Here is a 23,307-nt window from a genome sequence, read left to right on the forward strand (position 1 = left end):
ACGATGATTTTGGATCGAGCCGATCCAAAATCATAGAACGTGATCGATTTCACTAAGTTAGAGCAGGATTCATGCGAAAAACCGGTTCCCACTTTTTCGCATCCTGCTCTAGGCAGGGATGATCTGCGGCCCACGCGTAACAGCGGTCTCGCCGCGGCGATAGGCGCTCTTCAGGCGGATGCGGGCGGCGTCGAAGCCGGCCTCGCTGCGGGCATGGATGATGCCGAGTGGCCGGTCGGGACCGACCCGGTCGCCGAGGCCGGCGAGCTCGGTGATCCCGACGGCATGGTCGATCTCGTCCTGCGGACGCGTGCGCCCGCCGCCGAGCGCGACCACCGCGAGGCCGACACCGCGCGTGTCGATCGCCTCGACCAGGCCGGGCCGGTCGGAGAAGACCGGGCGGACGATCGGCGCGCGTGGAAAGTGCCGCTCGGGATGCTCCAGCAGGTCGGCCGGGCCGCCGAGCGCCGCGATCATGTGGATGAAACGCTCTGCCGCCGCCCCGCTGGCGAAGGCGTCCTCGATCCTGGCGACCGCTTCCTCGCGCGTCGCCGCCAGCCGGCCGAGCAGCAGCATCTCGGCCGACAGCGCGACCGTGACCTCGTGGAAGCGCGGCTCGCGCCGCCGGCCGGTCAGATGGTCGAGCGCATAGGCGACCTCGAGCGCATTGCCGGCGGCGGAGGCCAGCGGCTCGCTCATATCGGTGAGCAGGGCCCGCGTCGGCAGGCCGGCGCCGTTGCCGACATCGCTAAGGCTTTGCGCCAGCGCCTCGGCCCTGTCGAAATCGCGCATGAAGGCGCCGGAGCCGAACTTCACGTCCATGGCGAGGCCGGAGAGGCCGGCCGCGAGCTTCTTGGACAGGATCGAGGCGGTGATCAACGGGATCGACTCGACCGTGCCGGTGACGTCCCGGATCGCATAGAGCCGCTTGTCGGCCGGAGCGAGATCGGCGGTCTGGCCGATGATGGCGCAGCCGGCCTCGCGCACGACATGGCGGAAGAGATCGATTCCGGGCTGGGTGACATAGCCCGGCACCGCGTCGAGCTTGTCGAGCGTGCCGCCGGTATGACCGAGGCCGCGGCCCGAGATCATCGGGACATAGCCGCCGCAGGCAGCGACCGCCGCCGCGAGGGGCAGCGAGACCGTGTCGCCGACGCCGCCGGTCGAGTGTTTGTCGAGCGCCGGCCCGGGCAGGTCGCGCCAGTCCAGCACCGTGCCGGAATCGCGCATGGCGAGCGTCAGCGCCACGCGCTCCTCGGCGTCCATGTCGCGGAAGAAGATCGCCATGGCGAAGGCGGCGGCCTGACCTTCGCTGACCGAACCGTCGGTCAGGCCCGCGATCATCTGGCGGATGTCCTGGGCGCTCAGGCGCTCGCCGTCGCGCTTGGCGGCGATGATCTCCTGCGGCAGGCGCATCAATAGGCTCCGTCGGTCCGTTCGGGCGGGGTGGTGCCGGCGATGATGTCGGCGAGGACGCCATAGAGACCACTGGCGCCGAAGCGGAAGGTCTTCGCCGTCGCCCAGTCCGGGCCCATGATCTCGTCGGCGAGGTCGAGATAGCTCTTGGCGTCGGCGAGCGTGCGCAGACCGCCCGAGGGCTTCAGACCGACCGGCTTGCCGGAGGCCTTGATCGCTTCCAGCATGGTGCGGGCCGCCGCCGGCGTGGCGGAAGTTCTGGTCTTGCCCGTCGAGGTCTTGATGAAGTCGGCGCCGGCGGCGATGGCGAGATCGGATGCCGCGCGCACAGCTGTCTGATCAGGGTATTCGCCGGTTTCGAGGATGACTTTCAGCATCTTGTCGCCGCAGCTGCTGCGCGCTTCGGCGACCATTTCGCGGGCAATCTCGGCATCGCCGGCGAGGAAAGCGCGCCAGGGCAGCACAAGATCGATCTCGTCGGCGCCGTCTGCGATCGCCTCGATGATGTCGCTGCCGATCAGGCTGCAATTGCTGTTGCCGGCCGGAAAGTTGACCACCGTCGCGATCCTGACCGGCGAGGCTTTCAGTGTCTGGCGCGCCAGCCTGATGAATTGCGGCCAGATGCAGATCGCCGCGACCGGGCCCGGCGCCGCGGCGGCGCGGGCGCAGAGCTGCAGCGTGCCGGTCTCGCTGGCTTGATCCGACAGATCGGTCAGGTCGAGCAGGCGTAGCGCACGCAAAGCGAGATCGGCGTCGGACATGGTCAGAGCTCGCTCAGGAAGACGCGCAACACCCGCCGCAAAGCCGTGGTCGCGGCGGCTGCGACGTCGCGCGTCTCGCCATGGCTGGGCGCCCCGCCGAGGATGCCGGCGCCCATATTGGTGACGATCGAGATGCCGGCGACGCGCAGGCCGTGACGGCGGGCCAGGATCACCTCCGGGACGGTCGACATACCGACGAGATCGGCGCCCAGCGTCTTGGCCATCTTGATTTCGGCCGGCGTCTCGAAGCTCGGCCCGGAGAACCACATATAGACGCCCTCGCCGAGATTGGCGCCGCTGCTGGCGGCCGCTTTCTTCAGGCGGGCGCGCAGATGCGGGTCATAGGCATCGATCATCGGCACGAAGCGGCCGTCGCCGGCATCGCCGAGCAGCGGATTGGGGCCGTTGAAATTGATGTGGTCGGTGATCAAGGCGAGGCTGCCAGGCCGCAAATCCGGACGGAGCGAGCCGGCGGCGTTGGTCAGGATCAGCGGCGGCGAGCCGAAGGCGGTGAGCATGCCGAGCGGTACGCGCATGATGGCCGGGTCGCCGGTCTCGTAGAAATGCGCCCGCCCTTCGAAGACCAGCACCTTGCGGCCGTGCAGCGTGCCGTAGCTGAGCCGCTTGGCATGGCCCGAGACCGTCCCTTGCGGAAAGCCGGGTATCTCCGCGAAGGGGATCGAGATCGGATCGACCATGTCATCGATGATGCGGCCGAGCCCGGTGCCGAGCACGATGGCGCAGTCGATGCCGCCATCGATGCCACGATCGATCAGTACCGATGCCGCTTGGTCGAAAAGCGCATCCGCTGCCATGTTGTCTGCTCCATCGGCGCGTTGGCCGCGCTCATCGGGCTGTCTCTACCGGACGCCCGCAAATCAGGTCGGCAAATTGGCCGGTCCGAACGAGGCTGGCAACAGCTCCGCGAGCGAAAAACGCGCACGGATGCCTTCGGACCCGGCGATGGCGATCGGCGTCTCCGGCGCGGCGAATTCGCGGATGCGCTGGCGGCAGGCGCCGCAGGGCGTCACCAGTTCGGCGCCGTCGCCGAGGACGAGGATGGCGCGGATCGCGCGCGCACCGCCGGCGATCATCGCCGAGATCGCCCCGGCTTCGGCGCAGGCACCGACGGGATAGGCGGCGTTCTCGACATTGCAGCCGGGGTAGACGGCGCCGTCATCGGCCAGGATGGCGGCGCCGACCTTGAAGCGCGAATAGGGCGCATAGGCCCGTTGCTGCGCGGCCTTCGCCGCGGCGAAGAGGGCGTCGAGATCGGGGTCGGCGGTCACTCAGCGTTCTTTCACATAGGGCAGGCCCGAGGCCTTGGGCGGCGTCGCCTTGCCGATGAAGCCGGCGAGCAGCACCACCGTCATCACATAGGGCAGCGCCTGGATCGCCTGCACCGGCACCTGGCCGATCCCAGGCAGGACGACACCCTGCAGCCTTATCGCCACCGCGTCGAGCAGGCCGAAGAGCAGGCAGGCGAACAGAGCTGGCCAGGGCCGCCAATTGGCGAAGATCACGGCGGCGAGCGCGATGAAGCCCTTGCCGGCGGTCATCTGCGGCAGGAACCCGGCCGATTGCGAGACGGCCAGATAGGTGCCGCCGAGCCCGCAGAGCGCGCCGCAGATGATCACGGCGGCGTAGCGCAATCCGGCGACCGAGACGCCGGCGGTGTCGACTGCGGCCGGGTTCTCGCCGACGGCACGCAGGCGCAGGCCGAAGCGTGTGTGTTTCAAGGTCAGCGCCGTCAGGATCAGCGCGAGCACCGCGAGATAGACTGGGGCAGCATGGCCGGAGATGGCGATGTCGTAGATCGGGCCGAGGACCGGGATGTCCTTGATCGTTCCGACGAGTGGCAGATCGAGCTCGGGAAAGCGCGCTGCGCCTTCGAGGTTCGGCGTGCGTCCGCCCTGGCCGTACCAGGCATTGCCGAGGATGGCGGTGAGGCCCACCGCCAGCATGTTGATCGCGACGCCGGAGACGATCTGGTTGCCGCGCCAGGTGATCGCGGCGAAGCCGTGCACCAGCGACAGGGCGATCGCGGCGAGCATGCCGGCCCCTAAGCCCGCCCAGGCCGAGCCGCTGTGATAGGCGATGACGGCCGAGGCGAAGGCGGCGATCAGCATCTTGCCTTCGAGGCCGATGTCGACGACGCCCGAGCGTTCCGACCAGAGCCCGGCGAGCGCGGCGCAGAGCAGCGGGATCGACAGGCGGATCGTCGAATCGAGGATGACGGCGAGGGTCTGGACGATCTCCATCGCCTAGCCTCCGCGCCCGAGAGCGAGCACGCTCGCCACCAGCCGCCGGAACAGGCCGTCGAGCGCCCCGGCGAAGAGGATGACGATGCCGCCGATGACCACGACCATGTCGCGGGTGATGGTCGGCTTGTCGAAGGAGAGCTCGGCTCCGCCCTGATAGAGCACGCCGAAGAGCAAAGCGGCGAGGCCGACGCCGACCGGATGGCCGCGCCCCATCAGCGCGACCGCGATGCCGACGAAGCCGTAGCCGGCGGTGAAGTCGAGCACCAGCCGGTGCTGCACGCCCATGGCTTCGTTGACCGCGAGCCCGCCGGCGAGCGCGCCGGAGAGCGCCATCGCCACCATGATGATCCGCGCCGGCGAGATGCCGGCATAGGCGGCGGCGCGCGGATTGGCGCCGACGGTGCGGATCGCATAGCCGAGCCGCGAACGGTAGATCAGCGCCCAGACCGCGACCAGGGAGGCGAGCGCCAGCAGGAAGGAAGTGTTGAGCGGCGTCGAGGGCAGCTTCAGGCCGAAGGCGCCGAGCAGTTCGTGGATCGGCGTCAGCACCGCCTGCTTCGGGAAATCCGGGGTTTCCGGCTGCATCGAGCCGGCCTTCCCCATCACTTCGACCAGCAAATAGACGATCAGCGTCGCAGCGATGAAGTTGAACATGATCGTGGTGATCACGACATGGCTGCCGCGCGTCGCCTGGAGATAGCCGGGGATGAAGGCCCAGAGCGCCCCGCCCGCAGCCGCGGCGAGGATGGCGAGCGGCACCAGCAATATGCCCGGCAGCGGCGCGAGCCAGAGGCAGGCGAGCGCGGCGAAGATGCCGGCGACGGTGGCCTGGCCCTCGCCGCCGATATTGAACAGCCCGGCATGGAAGGCGACCGCGACGGCAAGGCCGGTGAAGATGAAGTTTGTGGTGTAGTAGAGCGTGAAGCCGAGGCCTTCGAGGCTGCCGAGTGAGCCCTTCAGCAAGAGCATCGTCGCTTCCAGCGGGCTTTCACCGATCGAGAGCACGACGAGCCCGGCGACGACGAGCGCCGCCGCGACCGAGACCAGCGGGACAAGGGCGGTGTCGGCCCAGCGCGGCAGATCGATCGGCGCAGCGCTCATGCCGCGCGCTCGCTGACGCCGGCCATCAGCAGGCCGAGATCGCGCTCATCGGTCGCCATCGCCTCGCGCTCCCCAGTGATCTGGCCGCCGCAGAGCGCGAGAATGCGGTCGGAGAGGGCCATAACCTCTTCCAGTTCGACCGAGACGAGCAGGATCGCGACACCCTGATCACGCAGGGCGATCAGGCGGCGGTGGATGAACTCGATCGCGCCGATATCGACGCCGCGCGTCGGCTGGCCGACCAGCAGCACCTTCGGCGCCCGCTCGATCTCGCGGGCAAGCACGATCTTCTGCTGGTTGCCGCCAGAGAACTTCGCGGTTTTCAGGCCAGGATCGACCGGGCGGACATCGTAATCCTGCATTCCCACGCGCGCATGCTTTTCGACCAGTGCCGGCGACAGGAAGGGGCCAGGCCCGAAGGCCGGGTCGTCATGATAGCCGAGGATCGCGTTTTCGGCCGCCGCGAAGGCGGTGACGAGCCCGGTCCTGAGCCGGTCCTCGGGAATGTGCATCAGGCCGAGCTTGCGCAGATTGGCCGGGTTGCGGTCGGCAGCGTTGAGGATCTGGCCGCCGAGCCGGATCACGCCGCGCGCCGGCTGGGTCAGGCCCGCGAGCACGTCGAGCAGTTCGCTCTGGCCATTGCCGGCGACCCCGGCGATGCCGACGATCTCGCCTTCATGCAGGGTCAGGCTGGCGTCCCGCAAGGTCTCGCAGCCGCGCTCGTCGACCACGGAGAGCCCTGCCGCCTCCAGCACCGGCGCGCCGCGCTGGCGCGGTGCCTTCTCGACGCGCAGCAGTACGCGCCGGCCGACCATCGCCTCGGCGAGCTCGGCCGGGGAAGTCCGTTCGGTCTCGACATGGGCGACCATCTCGCCGCGCCGCATCACCGAGACACGGTCGGTCACCGCCATGATCTCGCGCAGCTTGTGGGTGATGAGAATCACCGTCTTGCCCTGCGCCTTCAGCGCCCGCAGCAATTCGAAGAGCTGGTCGGCCTCGGCCGGGGTCAGCACTGCAGTCGGCTCGTCGAGGATCAGCACCTCGGCACCGCGATAGAGCGCCTTCAGGATCTCGACGCGCTGCTGCAAGCCGACCGAGAGCTCCCCGACGATCGCGTCGGGATCGATGGCGAGCCCGTATTCCTGCGACAGCCGCGCCAGCTCGGCCCGCGCTTTGCCGATGCCGCCCTTGAGGAAGGCTCCGCCCTCGGCGCCGAGCACGACGTTCTCGACGACGCTGAGCGGCTCGACCAGCATGAAATGCTGGTGGACCATGCCGATCCCGGCGGCGATCGCATCCGAGGAGGAGCGGATGCGCCGCGCTTCACCGCGCACGCGGATCTCGCCGGCATCGGCCTCGTAGAAGCCGTAGAGGATCGACATCAGCGTCGACTTGCCGGCGCCGTTCTCGCCGACGATGCCGTGGATCGAGCCGGCGGCGACCGCTAGCGAGACGTCCTTGTTGGCCTTGACCGGGCCGAACGCCTTGCTGATGCCGTTGAGCTCGATCGCAGGGTGCGGGTTGTTCACCGGCGCGCCGCGCTCACATCGTGCACTTGGAATCCGACATGTAGTCGTGGACCTTGACGGTGCCGGCGATGATGTCGGCGCGGGCCTTGTCGGCGGCCGCCTTCATCTCGGGCGTGATCAGCGCCTTGTTGTTGTCGTCGAGGGCCCAGCCGACGCCGTCCTCCTTCAGTCCGAGCACCGAGACGCCGGGCTTCCAGGTGCCGTCGCGCGCCTCCTTGAAGGAGGTATAGGCGGCAACGTCGACGCGCTTCAGCATCGAGGTCAGCACCTTGCCGGGATGCAGCATGTTCTGGTTGGAATCGACGCCGATGCCGAGCTTGCCGGCGTCGGCGGCGGCGCGCAGCACGCCGATGCCGGTGCCGCCGGCGGCGTGATAAATCACGTCGGCGCCACGGTCGATCTGCGACTTGGCGAGCTCGCCGCCCTTCACGGGATCGTTCCAGGCGGCCGGGGTCGAGCCGGTCATGTTCTGGAAGATCTCGGCGTCCTTCTTGCCGGCCTTGACGCCCTGGACATAGCCGCAGGCGAATTTGCGGATCAGCGGGATGTCCATGCCGCCGACGAAGCCGACCTTGTTCGTCTTCGAGGCGAGGCTGGCGAGGAGGCCGACGAGATAGGAGGCCTCATGCTCCTTGAACACCACCGACTGCACGTTCGGCAGCTCGACCACCATGTCGATGATGGTGAACTTCAGGTTCGGGAACTCGGCTGCGACCTTCTGCAGCGCGGTCGCCTGCGAGAAGCCGACGGCGATGATCGGCGAATGGCCGTCGCGGGCGAAGCGCCGCAGCGCCTGCTCGATCTGGGCGTCGTTGGTCGGCTCGAAATCGCGGAATTCGACGCCGGTCTCGGCCTTGAACTTCTCAGCCCCGACGAAGACGCCCTCATTGAAGGATTTGTCGAACTTGCCGCCCTTGTCATAGACGATCGCCGGCTTGATCGCGGTCTGGGCGACGGCTGCCATGGCCGAAAGGGCGACGCCCGCCAGAGCGAGGGCGAGAGATTTCAAACGCATCGAGCCGTTCCCCTGTCACACGCGGAATGGTTGCGCCATTCCTGCCTGGGGTCACGATGGCACGGCTTGCGGGCGGGGCCAAGCGGGCTTGCCGGCCCGCCTGGCGATATGTGTCACATATGAACAGTCGCCTCAGCCGCGCTGGATCGAGACGCCGCCATCGGCGAGGAACGCCGTGCCGGTGACGAAGCTCGACGCATCTGAAGCGAGGAAGAGCGCGGCGCGGGCGATTTCCTCCGGCTGCGCCATCCGCTTCAGCGCGTGGATGCCCTCGACGAAGGCCAGCACCTCCGGGCCCGAGGCGGGATCGTTGGTGATGCTCGCTGGGGTGTCGGTACCACCCGGCAGCAGGGCGTTGACGCGGATGCCCTTGCCGCCGAGCTCGGCCGCGAGCGCCTTCACCAGACCGATCTGCCCAGCCTTGCTGGCGGCATAGGCCGACATGCCGGCGAGCCCGGCGGTATGGCCGACGAAGCTCGAGGTGAAGATCAGCGAGCCGCCGCGGCGCGCTTCCAGCGCCGGCGCCTGGTGCTTTGCGCCGAAGAAGGCGCTGGTCAGGTTGATCGCGATCACCTCGTGCCAGTTCGCGCTCGCCATCTCTCCGATCGGGCCGAGCTCGCCGATGATACCGGCATTGTTGAAGCCGATGTCGAGCCCGCCGAAGCGCTCGGTCGCGGTCTCGACCAGGCGCTGCGCCAGCGCCTCCTCGCGGATGTCGCCGGCGACGGCGATCGCTTCGCCGCCTGCCGCTTCGATCTCGCTGACGAGCGCGTCGAGCTCGTTTTGCCGCCGCGCTGTGACCACGAGTTTCGTGCCCTCGGCCGCGAACAGCTTCGCCGCCGCCCTTCCGATGCCGGAACTCGCGCCGGTGACGATCGCGACCTTGTCCTTCAATGCCGTCATGTCCTGTTTCCTCGCTCAGGGAATGCGGCGCGGGTGATCGCAGGCGGGCGGCCCGTGCAGACACCCGCTTCCTGTCACGGCAGGGCACCCGATTGCTGATGCGGACGGATCGGCCTAGCTTGCCGCCCATGACGCTGAACGACGCCGAGATCGAGCGCTATGCCCGCCATCTGGTGCTGCCGGAGATCGGCGGGCCCGGCCAGGCGAAGCTCAAGCGTGCCCGCGTGCTGGTGATCGGCGCCGGCGGCCTCGGGGCGCCGCTGATTCCCTATCTCGCCGCGGCCGGCGTCGGCACGATCGGCATCCTCGACGACGACCATGTCTCGCTCTCGAACCTGCAGCGGCAGATCATCTTCGGGACGGAGGATATCGGCGCGCGCAAGGTGGTCGCGGCCGCCAATTTCGTCACCCGGCTCAACCCGCGGGTCGAGATCGAGGAATACGTCACCCGGATCGACGCGCATAACGCCCGTGCTCTTGTGGCGTTCTATGACGTCGTCGCCGACGGCTCCGATAATTTCGCGACGCGCTATGCCGTCTCGGATGCCTGCTTCCACGAGAAGAAGCCGCTGGTGACGGCGGCGCTCGGTCGCTTCGACGGCTCGCTGACCACGATCCGCGCGCATGAGACCAGCGCCGATGGGCGGCCCAATCCGACCTATCGCTGCCTGTTCCCGAACGAACCGCCCCCCGGCACGGTCGCGCCCTGCGCCGAGGCCGGCGTGCTCGGCGCGCTCGCTGGCGTGATGGGCTCGCTGATGGCGCTGGAGGTGATCCGCGCCATCACCGGCTTCGGCGAGCCGCTGGTCGGCAAGCTGCTGCTTGTCGACGCGATGGCGATGCGCTTCGAGACGATGAAGTATGGCTGGGACCCGGACAATCCGCTGAACGGGACGGCCGGCGTCGCCGCCTGAGCTATTTTGCGGCGCGCTTGGCTTCGATCACATCGAAGAGCTGGGCCGCGAGGTCTGGCCCGCCGAGCTTCTTGATGGCGCGGACCCCGGTCGGGGCGGTGACGTTGATCTCGGTCAGCTTGCCGCCGATCACGTCGATGCCGACGAGCAGCAGGCCGCGCTCCCGCAGCGCCGGCCCGATCCGCTCGCAGATTTCGAGCTCGCGCTTCGACAGGTCGGTCGGCCTGGCCGCGCCGCCGCGCACCATGTTGGCGCGCAGGTCGCCGACCGCCGGCACGCGGTTGACCGCGCCAGCCGCCTTGCCGTCGATCAGGATGATGCGCTTGTCGCCCTCCGAGACCTCCTTGAGGAAGGCCTGGATCACCCAGGGCTCGCGGAAGAGATTGGCGAACAGGTCATAGAGCGAGCCGAAATTCGGATCGCCCTTGCCGGTCTTGAACACGGTCGCGCCGCCATGGCCGTAGAGCGGCTTCATCACGATCTCGCCGAACTCCTCGCGGAAGGCCTCGATCTCGGCCCGGTCGCGCGTGATCAGCGTCGGCGGCATCAGCTCGGGGAAATGCGTGACGAAGAGCTTCTCCGGCGCGTTGCGGACTTCGGTGGGATCGTTGACCACTAGCGTCTTCGGGTGGATGCGCTCGAGCATATGCGTCGAGGAGACATAGGCCATGTCGAAGGGCGGGTCCTGGCGCAGCAGCACCACGTCGAGCGTCGAGAGATCGGTGCGCTCGGGCTCACCCAGCGTGAAGTGGTCGCCCTCGATGTCCCGCACCTCGACTGGATTGATCACGGCGGTGACCTTGCCGTCGCGGAGGGTCAGCTTGTCGGGCGTGTAGGTGAAGAGCCTGTGCCCGCGCACCTGCGCCTCCAGCATCAGCGCGAAGCCGGTGTCGCCGGCGATGCGGACCTTCTCGATCGGGTCCATCTGGATGGCGACGTTCAACGGCATGGCGGAAGCTCCGGTTGCGGCCGTTATATCGGCTGCGGCGGCCCGCTAGTGCAAGAGGCTGCGCCTTGCGTCAGAGCACGAGCTCGAACACGCGGGGAACATGGCGGGGCAGTCGCCAGGGCGCGAGGAAGACCGCATCGGCCCGCAGGTTGCGCTGCATAGCCCATGGATTGCGCGCCAGCCATTGCCGGATACGCGCCTCCATCAGCCGGCGCTTGTCCGCTGTGATCGCGCTCGCCGCATCGTCGAGCACGGCGCGCGCCTTGACCTCGACGAAGACGATGTCGTCGCCACGGGCCATGATCAGGTCGATCTCGCCACCCTTGCCGCCGAAGCGGCGCTGCAGCAGGCGATAGCCCTTGAGGGTGAGGAAGGTGACGGCGAGCCATTCGCCGCGGCGGCCGGAATGACCTGAATGGCGGGCGCGCCGGCTGCGCAGCGCCTCGCTCATGGCGCGCGCGTCAATTCGAGCGCGCGGGCATAGACGACCCGGCGCGGTTGGCCGCTCGCGGCCGCGACCTGCGCCACCGCTTCCTTCAGCGAGACTTTCGTGAGCGCGGCGCGCAGGGCTTCGTCGAGCGTGTCGCCTTGCGCTGCGGCAGCGGAGGCGTCGGGCGGGCCGATCACCACGACGATCTCGCCGCGTGCCTCCTCGGCCTCGCCATAATGGGCGGCGAGTTCCGGCAGCGGGCCGCGCCGGACATTCTCGTAATATTTGGTCAGTTCACGCGCGACCGCGCCGGATCGTGCGCCGAGCACTGTGGCGGCGTCCGCCAGCATCTCCGCGAGCCGGCGCGGCGATTCGAAGAAGACGAGCGTGCCGGGAATAGCGGCAAGCTCGGTGAGGCGCCCCTTTCGGGCTGCGCTCTTCGGAGGCAAAAAGCCCTCGAAGAAGAAGCGGTCGGTCGGCAATCCAGCCAGCACCAAAGCCGCCAGCACGGCCGATGGACCGGGAATGCCGGTGACCGGCAAACCTTCCGCGACCGCTTCGGCGACGAGCTTGTAGCCGGGATCGGAGACCAAAGGCGTGCCGGCATCCGAGATCAGCGCCAGCTTGCCGCCCTGGCGCAGCTTGTCGAGGATCTTCGGGCGCATCTGCGCCGCGTTGTGCTCGTGATAGGGCAGGAGCGGCGTCGCGATGCCGTAATGCGCCAGCAGCGTCTTCGAGGTCCTGGTGTCCTCGGCCAGCACGGCGTCGGCCGCCGCCAGCGTCGACAGCGCCCGGAACGAGATGTCCTTGAGGTTGCCGATCGGCGTTGCGACGATGTGCAGGCCCGGCGCGAGCGGCTCGGCCTCGGCCCGGAGCCCGAAGGCCGCATAGCTTGGGGCGCGACCAGGGGCGGGCGGGGCGGATACAGGGCCGGACATGGCGGCGAAACTGCCACAGCGGCCCGGAAGATACCACTGCCGGCACAGCAACCTAGAGTTAACAACTTGAAAATAGCCTTGCTCGCTGGCAGGACTTGTCCACGGTTCGGGACAAGACATTCAGCCGGTGCGGGCTCGTCTCGTGCCTCGCCGAGGAGTGGAGACGAAATCCGTGTCGCGTCAGAGCAAGCTCCTCACTCCGCCGAGCCGTCGTCTCATTCTGTTGTCCGGTGTCGGTGCCGTGCTCGCCGCCTGCAGTGGCGGAACCGGCGGCTTCCCTGGCTTCGACAGCCCCACCGCGCCCCAGGGCGGTAACGCGCCGCCGAGCGGGCCTACCATCGGCACCGGCTCGGTCAAGGTCGGTCTGATCCTGCCGCTGACCGCCGAGGGTTCCGGCGCGACCGTCGGCAACTCGCTCAAGAACGCTGCCGAGATGGCGCTCGCGGAATTCCCCGGCGCCGACCTGACGCTGCTGGTCAAGGACGATCGCGGCACGCCTGACGGCGCCCAGGCCGCGGCGCAGGAAGCTTTCCGCGAAGGCGCCGAATTGATCATCGGCCCGCTCTTTGCGCCGTCGGTGCAGGCGGTCGGCCAGGTCGCCCGCGGCGCCGGCAAGCCGGTGATCGCCTTCTCCAGTGACAGCAACGTCGCCTCGCGCGGCGTCTATCTGCTCTCCTTCCCGCCGGAGAACGACGTCAACCGCGTCATCGCCTATGCCTCGGCGCAGGGGCGCAAATCCTTCGCCGCGCTGGTGCCCGAGACCGCCTATGGCAAGGTCGTCGAAGGCGCCTTCCAGCAAGCGGTGGCCAATCGCGGCGCCCGCGTCGTGGTGATCGAGCGCTTCGGCTCCGATCAGAACAGCATGCGCGCCGCCGCGACCCGTCTCGTGCCGGCGCTGCAGCAGGCCGATGCGCTGTTCGTGCCGGCCGATGCCGCGGCGATGCCGACGCTCGGTCTCCTCCTGCAGCAGGCCGGCTATGATCCGGCCAAGGTCAAACCGCTCGGCACCGGCGTCTGGAACGACGCCAATGTCGCGCGTGTTCCGGCGATTCAGGGCGGCTGGTTCGCCTCGCCCGACACCGCCGGCTTCAACGCCTTCTCCGGCCGCTACCAGAAGCGCTTCAACAGCGCCCCGACCCGCACCGCGACCTTGTCCTATGACGCGGTCTCGCTGGCGGCGGCGCTGGCCCGCACCCAGGGCAGCCAGCGCTTCTCGGAAAGCGTCCTGACCAATGCCTCGGGCTTTGCCGGGGCCGACGGCGTCTTCCGCTTCCGTCCGGATGGGCTCAACGAGCGCGGCCTTGCGGTGCTTGAGCTGCGCAATGGCCAGATCGTCACGGTCAACGCCGCCCCGCGCGATCTCGGGCCTCGGACGAACTGACGCGCCGACGGCGCGTCATTCTCGGCCGAAGCCCTCGGGTCCGACCTTTGGTCGGACCAAGGATAAACTCAGCGAAGAGCCGAGAATCTCGTGCGGGAAGAGGCGCCCCTTCAAGGGCGCCTTTTTGTCTCGAGATGCTCGGGTCAAGCCCGAGCATGACGTGCGTGGTTCCTCACCCGCCGATATTGAACGCCGCCAGAGCCGCCATGTTGACGATGTCGGAATCCTTGGCGCCGAGCGGGACGATCTGCACCGGCTTGTCGAGCCCGACCAGCAGCGGGCCGATCACGGTCGCGCCGCCGAGTTCCTGCAGCATCTTGGTCGAGATCGAGGCCGAATGGAACGCCGGCATCACCAGGACGTTCGCCGTCCCGGTCAGGCGGCAGAACGGGTACTGCGCCATCAGGTCGCGATTGAGCGCGACATCGGCCGACATCTCGCCATCGTACTCGAAATCGACGCGCTGGCTGTCGAGGATCGTCACGGCCTCGCGCACCTTTTCCGATCGCTCCCCCGCAGGATGGCCGAAGGTCGAGAAGGCGAGCATGGCGACCTTCGGCTCGTAACCGAGGCGGCGCGCGACGCCGGCGGCTTCGACGGCGATCTCCGACAGCTCCTGCGCCGTCGGCATCTCGGTGATCGCGGTGTCGGCGATCAGCACGGTCCGCCCGCGCGTGATCGCGATCGAGACACCGATGAGCCGGTGGCCCGGCCGGTCGTCGATGACGCGGCGGACCTCTTCCAGCGCGATCGAGTAGTTGCGCGTGACGCCGGTGACCATCGCATCGGCATCGCCGAGCGCCACCATGGCGGCGGCGAAATGGTTGCGATCCTGGTTGATCAGGCGCTGGCAGTCGCGGAAGAGATAGCCCTGCCGCTGCAGCCGCTCGTAGAGATACTGGGCGTAGGCGCTGTTGCGATGCGAGAGCCTGGCGTTCTGGATCTCGATGCCCTTGGCAGCGAGGTCGACGCCGAGATGCTCGGCGGTCTCGTTGATGCGCTCCTCGCGTCCGACCAGGATCGCCTTGCCGAGTTCCTGATTGACGAAGGAGGCCGCGGCGCGGATGACCTGTTCCTCCTCGCCCTCGGCGAAGACGACACGCTTGGGATAGCGCCTGACGCGCTCGAAGATGCGGTTGAGCGTGCCGGTGACGGGGTCGCGCCGTGCCGAAAGCTGCGCCTTGTAGGCGCCGGTGTCGACGATCGGCTTGCCGGCGACGCCGGTGTCCATCGCCGCCTTGGCGACCGCCATCGGCACGACATGAATCAATCGCGGATCGAACGGCACCGGGATGATGTAATCCTTGCCATAGCGCGGGCGCGCCCCCTGATAGGCGGCGGCGACTTCGTCCGGCACGTCCTCGCGCGCCAGCATGGCCAGCGCCTCGGCCGCGGCGATCTTCATCTCCATGTTGATCGTGGTGGCGCGCACGTCGAGCGCGCCGCGGAAGATGAAGGGGAAGCCGAGCACGTTGTTGACCTGGTTCGGATAGTCCGAACGCCCGGTCGCCATGATCGCGTCGTCGCGGATGGCATGCACCTCTTCCGGCGTGATCTCCGGATCGGGGTTGGCCATGGCGAAGATGATCGGGTTCTCCGCCATCGACGCGACCATCTCCGGCGTCACCGCGCCCTTCTGCGACAGTCCGAAGAAGGCGTCGGCCCCCTTCATCGCTTCGGCCAGGGTGCGTCGGTCGGTCACCGCCGCATGGGCCGATTTCCACTGGTTCATGCCCTCGGTGCGGCCCTGGTAGATCACGCCCTTGGTGTCGCAGAGGATGACGTTGTCGGGCTTGAAGCCCATCGCCTTGAGCAGTTCGATGCAGGCGATCGCCGCGGCGCCGGCACCGTTGATCACGAGCTTGGTCGACTGGATGTCGCGTCCGGTCAGGTCGAGCGCATTGACCAGGCCGGCGGCGGCGATGATCGCGGTGCCGTGCTGGTCGTCATGGAAGACCGGGATGTCCATCAATTCGCGCAGGCGCTGCTCGATGATGAAGCATTCCGGCGCCTTGATGTCTTCGAGATTGATGCCGCCGAAGGACGGGCCGAGATAGCGCACGGCGTCGATGAACTTGTCGGCATCCTCGGTATCGACCTCGAGGTCGATCGAATCGACGTCGGCGAAACGCTTGAACAGCACCGACTTGCCTTCCATCACCGGCTTGGAGGCGAGCGCGCCGAGATTGCCGAGGCCGAGGATGGCGGTGCCGTTCGAGATCACCGCGACCAGGTTCGAGCGGGTGGTGTAGTCGTAGGCTCGGCTCGGATCCTCGGCGATTGCCAGCACCGGCACGGCCACGCCCGGCGAATAGGCCAGCGACAGGTCGCGCTGGGTCGCCATCGGCTTGGTCGGGACGACTTCGAGCTTGCCCGGTCTCCCCTGCGAGTGGAAGAGCAGCGCCTCCTGATCGGTGAAGGTCGGACGGGTGCGCTTGGTCGGCGGAGAGCGGTCGTTCATGCGCTTGTTCTTTTTCACAGGCGTTTCCTCGGGGGGAAACGACCATAGGGCAGCCCCGCTTTCCTCGACAAGGCGCGATTGCGCGACAGCAGTTTTACCGTGTCGGCGGGGATTGGTGCCTGCTCTGAGCGCTCAGAGGCCGGCGCGCATGCGCGCGACGCTGTCGCCGACATAGCGGTCGAGCTCGACCGCCTGCTCGCTGACCAGGCGCGCCGCTTCGACGACGCGCGCAGCGGCCTGGCCGGTGGCGCGGGCCTCGCCGCCCGCCCCGGCGACGTTCTCGGTGACGGTCGCGGCCGAACCGGCTACGGCCTGGGCATCAAGGGCGATGCCCGAAGCGATCGCGCCCTGGCCGGTGACGACCTGCGCGATGGTGTCCGAGGTCGTCTCGATCGTGCCCATCGTGCCTTCGATCTGCCCGACGGCATCGGCGACGGCAGCGGCGGCGCCGCGGATCTCCTGCAGTGTCGCGGCGATGTCCTGTGTCGCCTGCTGGGTCTGCTCAGCCAGGTTCTTGACCTCGCCGGCGACCACCGAGAAGCCGCGTCCGGCGACACCGGCGCGCGCAGCCTCGATCGTTGCGTTGAGCGCCAGCAGATTGGTGCGCACCGCGATGTCCTCGATGAAGGCGAGCACGGCGCCGACCTTGTCGGCAGCGATCGCGAGCCCGTCGACATCGGTTCTGGTCGAGCGGACATGTTTCGCCGCCTGCCGGGCGGTCTCTGCCGCGAGATCGGTCTGGCGCGTCAGCTCGCGGATCGAGGCGTCGATCCGCTCGGCCGCATGGGCGACGCTGCCGACGCGCTGCGAGGCGAGCTCGGCCTGCTGCGTCGCCTCCCCGGCACGGGCCGTGGTGCGGTCGGCATTGGCGGCCATGCCTTGCGCAGCCTCGAGCATGCTGCGGGCGGAGTCGCCGACCCGGCGCAACGCCTTGCCGACGGTGGCTTCGAGATTGACGGCGAGCTCCTCCAGGGCAGCCTTGCGCAGCGTCTCGATCTCCTGCCGCCCGGTCGCCAGGGTCTTTTCCGTGGTCACGTCGAGCAGGATTCCGTCCCAGATCGTGGTGCCATCGGGCAGATGGCGCCTGGTCGCCTCGCTGCGGAGCCAGACGACGGAACCATCGGCCGCCGCATAGCGCAATTCGGTGCGCCGGTGCCCGAACTCGTTGACCTGTGCGTCCTCGCTCGTCGACGAGCAGCGCTGCCGGTCCTCGGGCAGGATCCGCGACAGCAGCGCCTCGGGATCGCGTTCGATCTCCTCCCGGCTCAGGCCGAGCAGTTCTCCCAGGCGATAGCTGACGAAGCGGTAGCGGCGCTCACCGTCCGGCCGATCGATCCGCTGATAGAGCGTGCCGGGCACGTGATCGAGCAATGTCTTGTAGCGGTAGGACGTCTCGCGCCGTTCGCGGTCGTTGCTGAGGACGAGTCCGACCAGCACGGTGCCGAGCGTGCTGACCACGATCATGATCGGCACGGCTTCGGTGAGGAAGCGCTGGGCCGCAGCCCAGTTCGGCATGAAAATATTCGAGGCGATCAGGCAGCCGGCGCTGATCAGGCTGAGCCGGACGAGGTCGCGCAGCGTCAGCGAGCGCTTCTGCCGGCCGAGCCAGCCGGCATAGAGCACGCCTGCGAGCGCATGCAGGACGATCCCCGCAATCCCGGTCGGCATGCCGACGCCGCCGAGATTGTAGCGTGCCGCCGCCAGCGGGACGGCAGTCAGCAACGCGGCGATCGGCCCGCCGATCGGGCCCGCCAGGATCGCGAAAGTGTTGCGCGAATCGACCACCAGCCCCGGCTGGATCACGAAGGGATTGGCCATGCTGCACAGCGCGCCGGCGGCGAAGAGCACGCCGACGGCGAGCTGGCGCAGCAGCGGGCGCCGGTCGATCCAGCTGGCGCTCGCGGTCAGGATCAGGGCCGCCAGCAGGAGAAAGGACAGGCTCTCGATCAGATTGATGAACAGCGACATGACGGGCCCTTGGCCGAAGCGGCCTGCCGACCCTGCTTAAATATGTTGAAAGCAGTCCTAACGGATGGCCTTGGCGGCGCGATTTGCTAGCGTGCGCGCCCCATGCGCCACACAAAGCCAGACGATATCGCGGAAGCCAAGACCGCCGCTGCAGCCGATGCCGGCCGTGTCACGCCGATGATGGCGCAGTACGTCGAGATCAAGGCCAACAATCCGGACTGCCTGCTGTTCTACCGGATGGGCGATTTCTACGAATTGTTCTTCAAGGACGCCGAGATCGCCTCTCGCACGCTCGGCATCGTCCTGACCAAGCGCGGCAAGCATCTGGGCGAGGACATTGCCATGTGCGGCGTCCCGGTCGAACGCGCCGACGACTATCTGCAGAAGCTGATCGCCGCCGGCCATCGCGTCGCCGTCTGCGAGCAGACCGAGGATCCGGCCGAGGCCAAGAAGCGTGGCGCCAAATCGGTGGTGAAGCGCGACGTCGTCCGCCTCGTCACCCCCGGCACCATCACCGAGGAGCGCCTGCTCGATCCCGGCCGGGCGAGCCTGCTCGTCGCCGTGGCCCGGCGCCGGCTCTCGGACGAGGTCTACGCCTACGGCATCGCCGCGGTCGACATCTCGACCGGTCGCTTCGCCGTGCTGGAGACCGACCAGCGAGGCCTCGCCGTCGAGCTCGCCCGGCTCGAGCCGCGCGAGATCGTCTGTCCCGACGCCATCCATGACGATCCCGAGCTCAGGGAATTCTGGCGCGACATCGCCGCGCCCGTGACGCCGCTGGCGCGCGAGGGGCTCGACCCGGCCTCCGGCGAGCGCCGGCTGAAGGAGTTCTTCGGCGTCGCCACGCTCGATGCCTTCGGCGCCTTCAGCCGCGCCGAGATCGCCGCCGCCGCCGCCGCGCTCGCCTATGTCGAGCGCACCCAGTTCGGCGCCCGCCCGCCTTTGTCGCCGCCCGTCCGCGAGGGCATGAGCGCGACCATGCTGATCGACGCGGCGACGCGGGCCAATCTCGAACTGACCCGCACCCTCGCCGGCGAGCGCACAGGCAGCCTGCTCGCCACCATCGACCGGACGGAGACGCCGGGCGGCAGCCGCCTGCTCGCCGAGCGCCTCGCCGGGCCGCTCACCGATCCCGAGGCGATCGGCCGGCGGCACGACGCCGTCGCGCTGCTGGTCGAGGTTCCATCGCTGCGCGAGGCGCTGCGGCGCGATCTGTCGCGCGTGCCCGACATCGCCCGGGCGTTGGCGCGGCTCTCGCTCGATCGTGGTGGCCCGCGCGACCTCGCCGCGCTCGGCTCTGGGCTGGACGCCGCCCGCGGCGTCGCAGCGGCGCTGCTGCGCCAGGGCGACCTGCCGGATGAATTGCGCGAGGCGGCGCTGGCGCTGGGCCGCACCGATCCCGATCTCGCCATCCGCCTTTCCACCACGCTTGCCGACGAATTGCCGCTCTTGAAGCGCGACGGCCGCTTCGTGCGCGAGGGCTTCGATGCGGCGCTCGACGAACTGCGCCTGCTCCAGGTCGACTCGCGCAAGGTCATCGCGCAATTGCAGGCACGCTATGCCGCAGAGACCGATTGCCGGACGCTGCGCATCAAGCACAATTCCATGCTCGGCTATTTCGTCGAGGTGCCGCAGGCGGTCGGCGAGACCTTCCTGAGGGAACCCTGGCGCGCCGTCTTCGTGCATCGCCAGACCATGTCGGACGCGATGCGCTTCTCCTCGGTCGAACTCGGCGAGCTCGAAGCCAAGATCGCCTCCGCCGCCGACCGGGCGCTCAAGCTGGAACTGTCGATCTTCGTCGCGCTGACCGAGGCGGTTCTCGCGCAGGCCGAGCCGATCAAGGCGGCGGCGCAGGCGCTGGCGGTCATCGACGTCGCCGCGGCTCTCGCGGAACTCGCCATCGATGGCGGCTGGACCCGGCCGCAGGTCGATGACGGTGCCGCCTTCACCATCAGGGCCGGGCGCCATCCGGTGGTCGAGGCGGCGCTGAAGCGTCAGGGCCAGCCCTTCGTCGCCAATGACAGCGAGCTGTCCGCGGCAGGCAAGAGCCGCGATGGCCGCATCTGTCTGATCACCGGCCCGAACATGGCGGGTAAGTCGACCTTCCTGCGCCAGAACGCGCTGATCGCGGTGCTGGCCCAGATGGGTTCCTTCGTGCCGGCCTCGAGCGCCCATATCGGCGTGGTCGACCGGCTGTTCTCGCGCGTCGGCGCCGCCGACGATCTTGCCCGTGGCCGCTCGACCTTCATGGTCGAGATGGTCGAGACCGCAGCGATCCTCAACCAGGCCGGGCCGCGGGCGCTGGTCATCCTCGACGAGATCGGGCGAGGCACCGCAACCTTCGACGGTCTTTCGATCGCCTGGGCCGCGATCGAGCATCTGCACGAGGCCAATCGCTGCCGGGCACTGTTCGCGACGCATTATCACGAGCTGACGGCGCTGGCCGAGCGGCTCGACCGCGTCGCCAACGCGACCGTGCGCGTCACCGAGTGGAACGGCGAAGTGGTCTTCCTGCACGAGGTCGTGCCGGGAGCGGCCGACCGCTCCTACGGCATCCAGGTCGCCAAGCTCGCCGGCCTGCCGCCGGCGGTGGTCGAGCGCGCCCGCGCCATCCTCTCCGAGCTGGAGAAGAGCGAGCGCGAGAAGCCGGTCGCAGCGCTGGTCGACGATCTCCCGCTCTTCGCCGTGCAGATGCGCAAGCCTGCAGCGGTCATTGCAGCGGCCGCTGGTCCGGATGAATTGCGCGAAACCCTTGCCGGGCTCGATCCCGACGAAATGACGCCGCGCGAGGCGCTGGAGGCGCTCTACAGGCTCAAGCGGCTGAATTGATTGATCGTCATTCTCGGACGGAGCGAAGCGGAGATCCGAGAATCTCAGGCCCAGTGCCGTTACTGGAGCCTCTTCCGGCCTGAGATGCTCGGGTCAAGCCCGAGCATGACGCGTGGTGAGAAAGCGGCCGATCGCTTCCGCCGCCGCGACGCCCGTCGCGAAGCAGGCTTGCAGCAGATAGCCGCCGGTCTGAGCCTCCCAGTCGAGCATCTCGCCGGCGATGAAAGTGCCCGGCAGGCGCTTCAGCATGAAGTCCCGGTCGATCTCCTCGGCCCGGACGCCGCCGGCGGTCGAGATGGCGCGAGCGAGCGAGGCCATGCCGTTGAGACGCAAGGGCGCTGCCTTGATCAGGCTGGCGAGCGCTTCAGGCTCGGCCGGCAGCGGACCGCCTACTGCCTCGCGCAGCACTGCCACGGCAACCGGCGAAAGCCCGGCCGCCTTGCGCAGGTGATTACTGAGCGTCTCGCCAGGACGACGCTTGGCCAGCCGGTTGGCGAGCTCCGGTTCGCTCAGATCCGGCCGCAGGTCGATCATCAGGGTGGCCTTGCCGTCGCGGGCGATCGCGTCGCGCAGCGGACCTGACAAGGCATAGACCGCCCCGCCTTCGATACCCCCGGCATCGATCATGATCTCGCCGGGAACACGCTGTCCGGCGAAGCTCAGCGCAATCCGCTTCAAGGGTAAGCCGGCAAATTTATCCCGCATCAGCGCCGACCAGGCGACGGTGAAGCCGGCATTGGCCGGACGCAAGGGGGAGATCGCGATACCCTTCTGTTCGAGCAACGCGGCCCAGGAGCCGTCCGCCCCGAGCCGTGGCCAGCTTGCCCCGCCGAGCGCCAGCAGGGTCGCGCGGGCCTTTGCGATCTCTTCGCCGCCACCGCGGACGGAGAACCGCAACGCGCCGTTCTCGTCCCAACCCGTCCAGAGTCGCCCCGCATGCAGCTGGACGCCGAGCCCGGCGAGCCGCGCCAGCCAGGCGCGCAGCAGTGGCGAGGCCTTCATCGCCTTTGGGAAGACGCGCCCGCTCGAGCCGACGAAACTCTCCGCGCCGAGCCCGTCGGCCCAGTCGCGCAGCGCCTGCGGCGGAAAAGCTTGAATCGCCGGCTCCAGCCAGGTTCGCGCTGCGCCATAGCGGCCGAGCAGAACGTCCAGCGGCTCGGAATGCGTCAGGTTGAGCCCGCCGCGCCCGGCGAGCAGGAACTTGCGCGCCGGTGAGGCCATCCGCTCGTAGAGCGCGACCTTGTAGCCGGTCTCAGCCAGCCTCTCGGCCGCGATCAGCCCGGCCGGGCCGGCGCCGATGATGGCGACGTCCGGTGCGCTCAATTGCCGAACACGGTGTTGAGCTGGCTGCCGACCATGATGAAGGTGGTGCGCTTCGGCATCTCCTTGAGCCGGACCGCGCCGATATAGGTCATTGCCGAGCGCACTCCGCCTATGATCTCCTGCATCGTGCCCTCGACCGGGCCGCGATAGGGCACCTCGACGGTCTTGCCCTCGGAGGCCCGGTATTTGGCGACGCCGCCGGAATACTTCTTCATCGCCGTGTCCGAAGACATGCCATAGAACACCATTGCGACCGGCACTTTTTCGCCGTCACGGGTCTCGTAGCGGATCTCGCCCTCGCATTCGTCATGGCCGGCTAGCATGCCGCCCATCATCACGAAATCGGAGCCGCCGCCATAGGCCTTGGCGACGTCACCCGGAACGGTCAGACCGCCATCGCCACAGACCAGCCCTTTCAGGCCATGGGCGGCATCCGAACACTCGATGATCGCCGAGAGCTGCGGATAGCCGACGCCGGTCATCTTGCGGGTGGTGCAGACCGAGCCCGGGCCGATGCCGACCTTGACGATATCGGCGCCGGCCAGGATCAGCGCCTCCGTCATGTCGCCGGTGACGACGTTGCCGGCCATGATCGCCGCATTCGGGAAGGCCTCGCGCGTCGCCTTGACCGTGTCGACGAACTTCTCGGTGTAGCCATTGGCGACGTCGAGGCAGATCTTGTCGATCGGCGCCTTGGCATGCACCGCCTTGAGCTTGTCATGGTCGGAATCGGTCGTGCCGAGTGAATAGAAGGCGTTGGCCGAGCCCGGCTCCTTGAAGAAGGCGATCAGCTCGTCGGCGTCGTAATGCTTGTGCAGGGCGACCATGGCGCCGTGCTTCAGCAGCGCGCGTGCCATCGCCATGGTGCCGACTACGTCCATGTTCGCCGCGATCAGCGGGAAGCCGGTCCATTCGCGGCCGGTATGCGCGAAACGGAAGCTCCGGTTGACGTCGACTTCGGCGCGGCTGCCGAGCGTCGAACGCTTCGGTCGGATCAGCACGTCGCGAAAGTCGAGTTTCGGATCGTTCTCGATGCGCATGGTCAAAGCTCCGGCGGCTGGCGCAGGTCAAAAAAGGCGCACGCGGCGTGAGGGAGCGTGCCGGGATTCATAGCCGCTCGAACCC

19 protein-coding genes are annotated in these 23,307 nt (G+C 68.3%); 3 read left to right on the plus strand and 16 right to left on the minus strand.

Going from position 1 to position 23,307, the window contains the following annotated elements:
* Positions 1–108: 108 nt before the first annotated feature.
* The 9 genes from deoA to ACQKLX_RS20015 all read right to left on the minus strand — a co-directional run bounded on the left by deoA (position 109) and on the right by ACQKLX_RS20015 (position 8,989).
* Positions 109–1,416, minus strand: a complete 1,308-nt coding sequence (gene deoA / locus ACQKLX_RS19975) for a thymidine phosphorylase (protein WP_427363303.1) — start codon at positions 1,414–1,416, stop codon at positions 109–111.
* Positions 1,416–2,177: a deoxyribose-phosphate aldolase gene (gene deoC, locus ACQKLX_RS19980; protein WP_427363304.1), complete on the minus strand. Its 762-nt coding sequence runs from the start codon at positions 2,175–2,177 to the stop codon at positions 1,416–1,418. Before deoC ends, deoA begins: the two co-directional genes overlap by 1 nt.
* Positions 2,178–2,179: 2 nt before the next feature.
* Positions 2,180–2,992 carry a purine-nucleoside phosphorylase gene (locus tag ACQKLX_RS19985; protein WP_427363305.1) on the minus strand — a complete coding sequence of 271 codons (813 nt, stop codon included), beginning with the start codon at positions 2,990–2,992 and terminating at the stop codon, positions 2,180–2,182.
* Positions 2,993–3,055: 63 nt separating this feature from the next.
* Positions 3,056–3,466, minus strand: coding sequence for a cytidine deaminase (locus tag ACQKLX_RS19990; RefSeq protein ID WP_427363306.1), 411 nt, complete (start codon positions 3,464–3,466; stop codon positions 3,056–3,058).
* Complete coding sequence (locus ACQKLX_RS19995) at positions 3,467–4,438, minus strand: ABC transporter permease (protein WP_427363307.1); 972 nt, start codon at positions 4,436–4,438, stop codon at positions 3,467–3,469. It lies immediately after the preceding gene.
* A 3-nt stretch (positions 4,439–4,441) separates the two neighbouring features.
* Positions 4,442–5,542 (minus strand): ABC transporter permease, encoded by a 1,101-nt coding sequence (locus ACQKLX_RS20000; protein ID WP_427363308.1) that lies wholly within the window; start codon positions 5,540–5,542, stop codon positions 4,442–4,444.
* Entirely contained in the window at positions 5,539–7,071 is a 1,533-nt protein-coding gene (locus tag ACQKLX_RS20005) for an ABC transporter ATP-binding protein (RefSeq protein ID WP_427363309.1), read from the minus strand. The genes ACQKLX_RS20000 and ACQKLX_RS20005 overlap by 4 nt, the downstream gene beginning before the upstream one ends.
* A 13-nt stretch (positions 7,072–7,084) precedes the next feature.
* The gene (locus tag ACQKLX_RS20010; RefSeq protein ID WP_427363310.1) at positions 7,085–8,086 is read right to left on the minus strand and encodes a BMP family lipoprotein; all 1,002 of its coding nucleotides are present in this window, start codon (positions 8,084–8,086) and stop codon (positions 7,085–7,087) included.
* 132 nt (positions 8,087–8,218) lie between these two features.
* Positions 8,219–8,989: an SDR family oxidoreductase gene (locus ACQKLX_RS20015; protein WP_427363311.1), complete on the minus strand. Its 771-nt coding sequence runs from the start codon at positions 8,987–8,989 to the stop codon at positions 8,219–8,221.
* 128 nt (positions 8,990–9,117) lie between these two features.
* On the opposite strand from ACQKLX_RS20015, the gene ACQKLX_RS20020 reads away from it, so the two are divergent.
* Positions 9,118–9,903, plus strand: a complete 786-nt coding sequence (locus ACQKLX_RS20020; protein ID WP_427363312.1) for a HesA/MoeB/ThiF family protein — start codon at positions 9,118–9,120, stop codon at positions 9,901–9,903.
* 1 nt (position 9,904) lies between these two features.
* Here the strand turns inward: ACQKLX_RS20020 and gshB are convergent, their stop codons facing one another.
* From gshB to rsmI, 3 genes are all read right to left on the minus strand, one after another.
* Entirely contained in the window at positions 9,905–10,852 is a 948-nt protein-coding gene (gene gshB / locus ACQKLX_RS20025; protein ID WP_427363313.1) for a glutathione synthase, read from the minus strand.
* A 70-nt stretch (positions 10,853–10,922) separates the two neighbouring features.
* Entirely contained in the window at positions 10,923–11,303 is a 381-nt protein-coding gene (locus ACQKLX_RS20030) for a YraN family protein (protein WP_427363314.1), read from the minus strand.
* Complete coding sequence (gene rsmI / locus ACQKLX_RS20035) at positions 11,300–12,220, minus strand: 16S rRNA (cytidine(1402)-2'-O)-methyltransferase (RefSeq protein WP_427363315.1); 921 nt, start codon at positions 12,218–12,220, stop codon at positions 11,300–11,302. Before rsmI ends, ACQKLX_RS20030 begins: the two co-directional genes overlap by 4 nt.
* Positions 12,221–12,392: 172 nt before the next feature.
* Here rsmI and ACQKLX_RS20040 point away from each other — a divergent pair, with 172 nt between their 5' ends.
* A complete protein-coding gene (locus ACQKLX_RS20040; protein ID WP_427363316.1) occupies positions 12,393–13,601 on the plus strand; it encodes a penicillin-binding protein activator in 1,209 nt (402 codons plus the stop codon).
* A gap of 172 nt (positions 13,602–13,773) precedes the next feature.
* On the opposite strand, the gene ACQKLX_RS20045 is transcribed toward ACQKLX_RS20040, so the two are convergent.
* Both ACQKLX_RS20045 and ACQKLX_RS20050 read right to left on the minus strand, forming a co-directional pair.
* Positions 13,774–16,062, minus strand: coding sequence for an NADP-dependent malic enzyme (locus ACQKLX_RS20045; RefSeq protein ID WP_427363317.1), 2,289 nt, complete (start codon positions 16,060–16,062; stop codon positions 13,774–13,776).
* 132 nt (positions 16,063–16,194) lie between these two features.
* Positions 16,195–18,030: a methyl-accepting chemotaxis protein gene (locus ACQKLX_RS20050; protein WP_427363318.1), complete on the minus strand. Its 1,836-nt coding sequence runs from the start codon at positions 18,028–18,030 to the stop codon at positions 16,195–16,197.
* A 102-nt stretch (positions 18,031–18,132) separates the two neighbouring features.
* Between ACQKLX_RS20050 and mutS the strand changes: the two genes are divergently transcribed.
* Entirely contained in the window at positions 18,133–20,859 is a 2,727-nt protein-coding gene (mutS, locus tag ACQKLX_RS20055; protein WP_427363319.1) for a DNA mismatch repair protein MutS, read from the plus strand.
* A gap of 93 nt (positions 20,860–20,952) precedes the next feature.
* On the opposite strand, the gene ACQKLX_RS20060 is transcribed toward mutS, so the two are convergent.
* Complete coding sequence (locus tag ACQKLX_RS20060; protein WP_427363320.1) at positions 20,953–22,182, minus strand: TIGR03862 family flavoprotein; 1,230 nt, start codon at positions 22,180–22,182, stop codon at positions 20,953–20,955.
* Entirely contained in the window at positions 22,179–23,222 is a 1,044-nt protein-coding gene (locus tag ACQKLX_RS20065) for a GMP reductase (RefSeq protein WP_427363321.1), read from the minus strand. The genes ACQKLX_RS20060 and ACQKLX_RS20065 overlap by 4 nt, the downstream gene beginning before the upstream one ends.
* Between the last annotated feature and the right edge of the window lie 85 nt (positions 23,223–23,307).

It is taken from the genome of Allobosea sp. NPDC003192, from assembly GCF_050275675.1.
Lineage (GTDB): Bacteria > Pseudomonadota > Alphaproteobacteria > Rhizobiales > Beijerinckiaceae > Allobosea.

What these genes read in the sequence shown, in the direction of transcription:
- ACQKLX_RS20050 (WP_427363318.1), bottom strand. Translation starts at nt 18,030, where the DNA reads ATGTCGCTGTTCATCAATCTGATCGAGAGCCTGTCCTTTCTCCTGCTG.
- gshB (WP_427363313.1), bottom strand. Translation starts at nt 10,852, where the DNA reads ATGCCGTTGAACGTCGCCATCCAGATGGACCCGATCGAGAAGGTCCGC.
- ACQKLX_RS20065 (WP_427363321.1), bottom strand. Translation starts at nt 23,222, where the DNA reads ATGCGCATCGAGAACGATCCGAAACTCGACTTTCGCGACGTGCTGATC.
- ACQKLX_RS20000 (WP_427363308.1), bottom strand. Translation starts at nt 5,542, where the DNA reads ATGAGCGCTGCGCCGATCGATCTGCCGCGCTGGGCCGACACCGCCCTT.
- ACQKLX_RS20015 (WP_427363311.1), bottom strand. Translation starts at nt 8,989, where the DNA reads ATGACGGCATTGAAGGACAAGGTCGCGATCGTCACCGGCGCGAGTTCC.
- deoC (WP_427363304.1), bottom strand. Translation starts at nt 2,177, where the DNA reads ATGTCCGACGCCGATCTCGCTTTGCGTGCGCTACGCCTGCTCGACCTG.
- ACQKLX_RS19995 (WP_427363307.1), bottom strand. Translation starts at nt 4,438, where the DNA reads ATGGAGATCGTCCAGACCCTCGCCGTCATCCTCGATTCGACGATCCGC.
- deoA (WP_427363303.1), bottom strand. Translation starts at nt 1,416, where the DNA reads ATGCGCCTGCCGCAGGAGATCATCGCCGCCAAGCGCGACGGCGAGCGC.
- ACQKLX_RS20030 (WP_427363314.1), bottom strand. Translation starts at nt 11,303, where the DNA reads ATGAGCGAGGCGCTGCGCAGCCGGCGCGCCCGCCATTCAGGTCATTCC.
- mutS (WP_427363319.1), top strand. Translation starts at nt 18,133, where the DNA reads ATGCGCCACACAAAGCCAGACGATATCGCGGAAGCCAAGACCGCCGCT.
- rsmI (WP_427363315.1), bottom strand. Translation starts at nt 12,220, where the DNA reads ATGTCCGGCCCTGTATCCGCCCCGCCCGCCCCTGGTCGCGCCCCAAGC.
- ACQKLX_RS20020 (WP_427363312.1), top strand. Translation starts at nt 9,118, where the DNA reads ATGACGCTGAACGACGCCGAGATCGAGCGCTATGCCCGCCATCTGGTG.
- ACQKLX_RS20010 (WP_427363310.1), bottom strand. Translation starts at nt 8,086, where the DNA reads ATGCGTTTGAAATCTCTCGCCCTCGCTCTGGCGGGCGTCGCCCTTTCG.
- ACQKLX_RS20045 (WP_427363317.1), bottom strand. Translation starts at nt 16,062, where the DNA reads ATGAACGACCGCTCTCCGCCGACCAAGCGCACCCGTCCGACCTTCACC.
- ACQKLX_RS19985 (WP_427363305.1), bottom strand. Translation starts at nt 2,992, where the DNA reads ATGGCAGCGGATGCGCTTTTCGACCAAGCGGCATCGGTACTGATCGAT.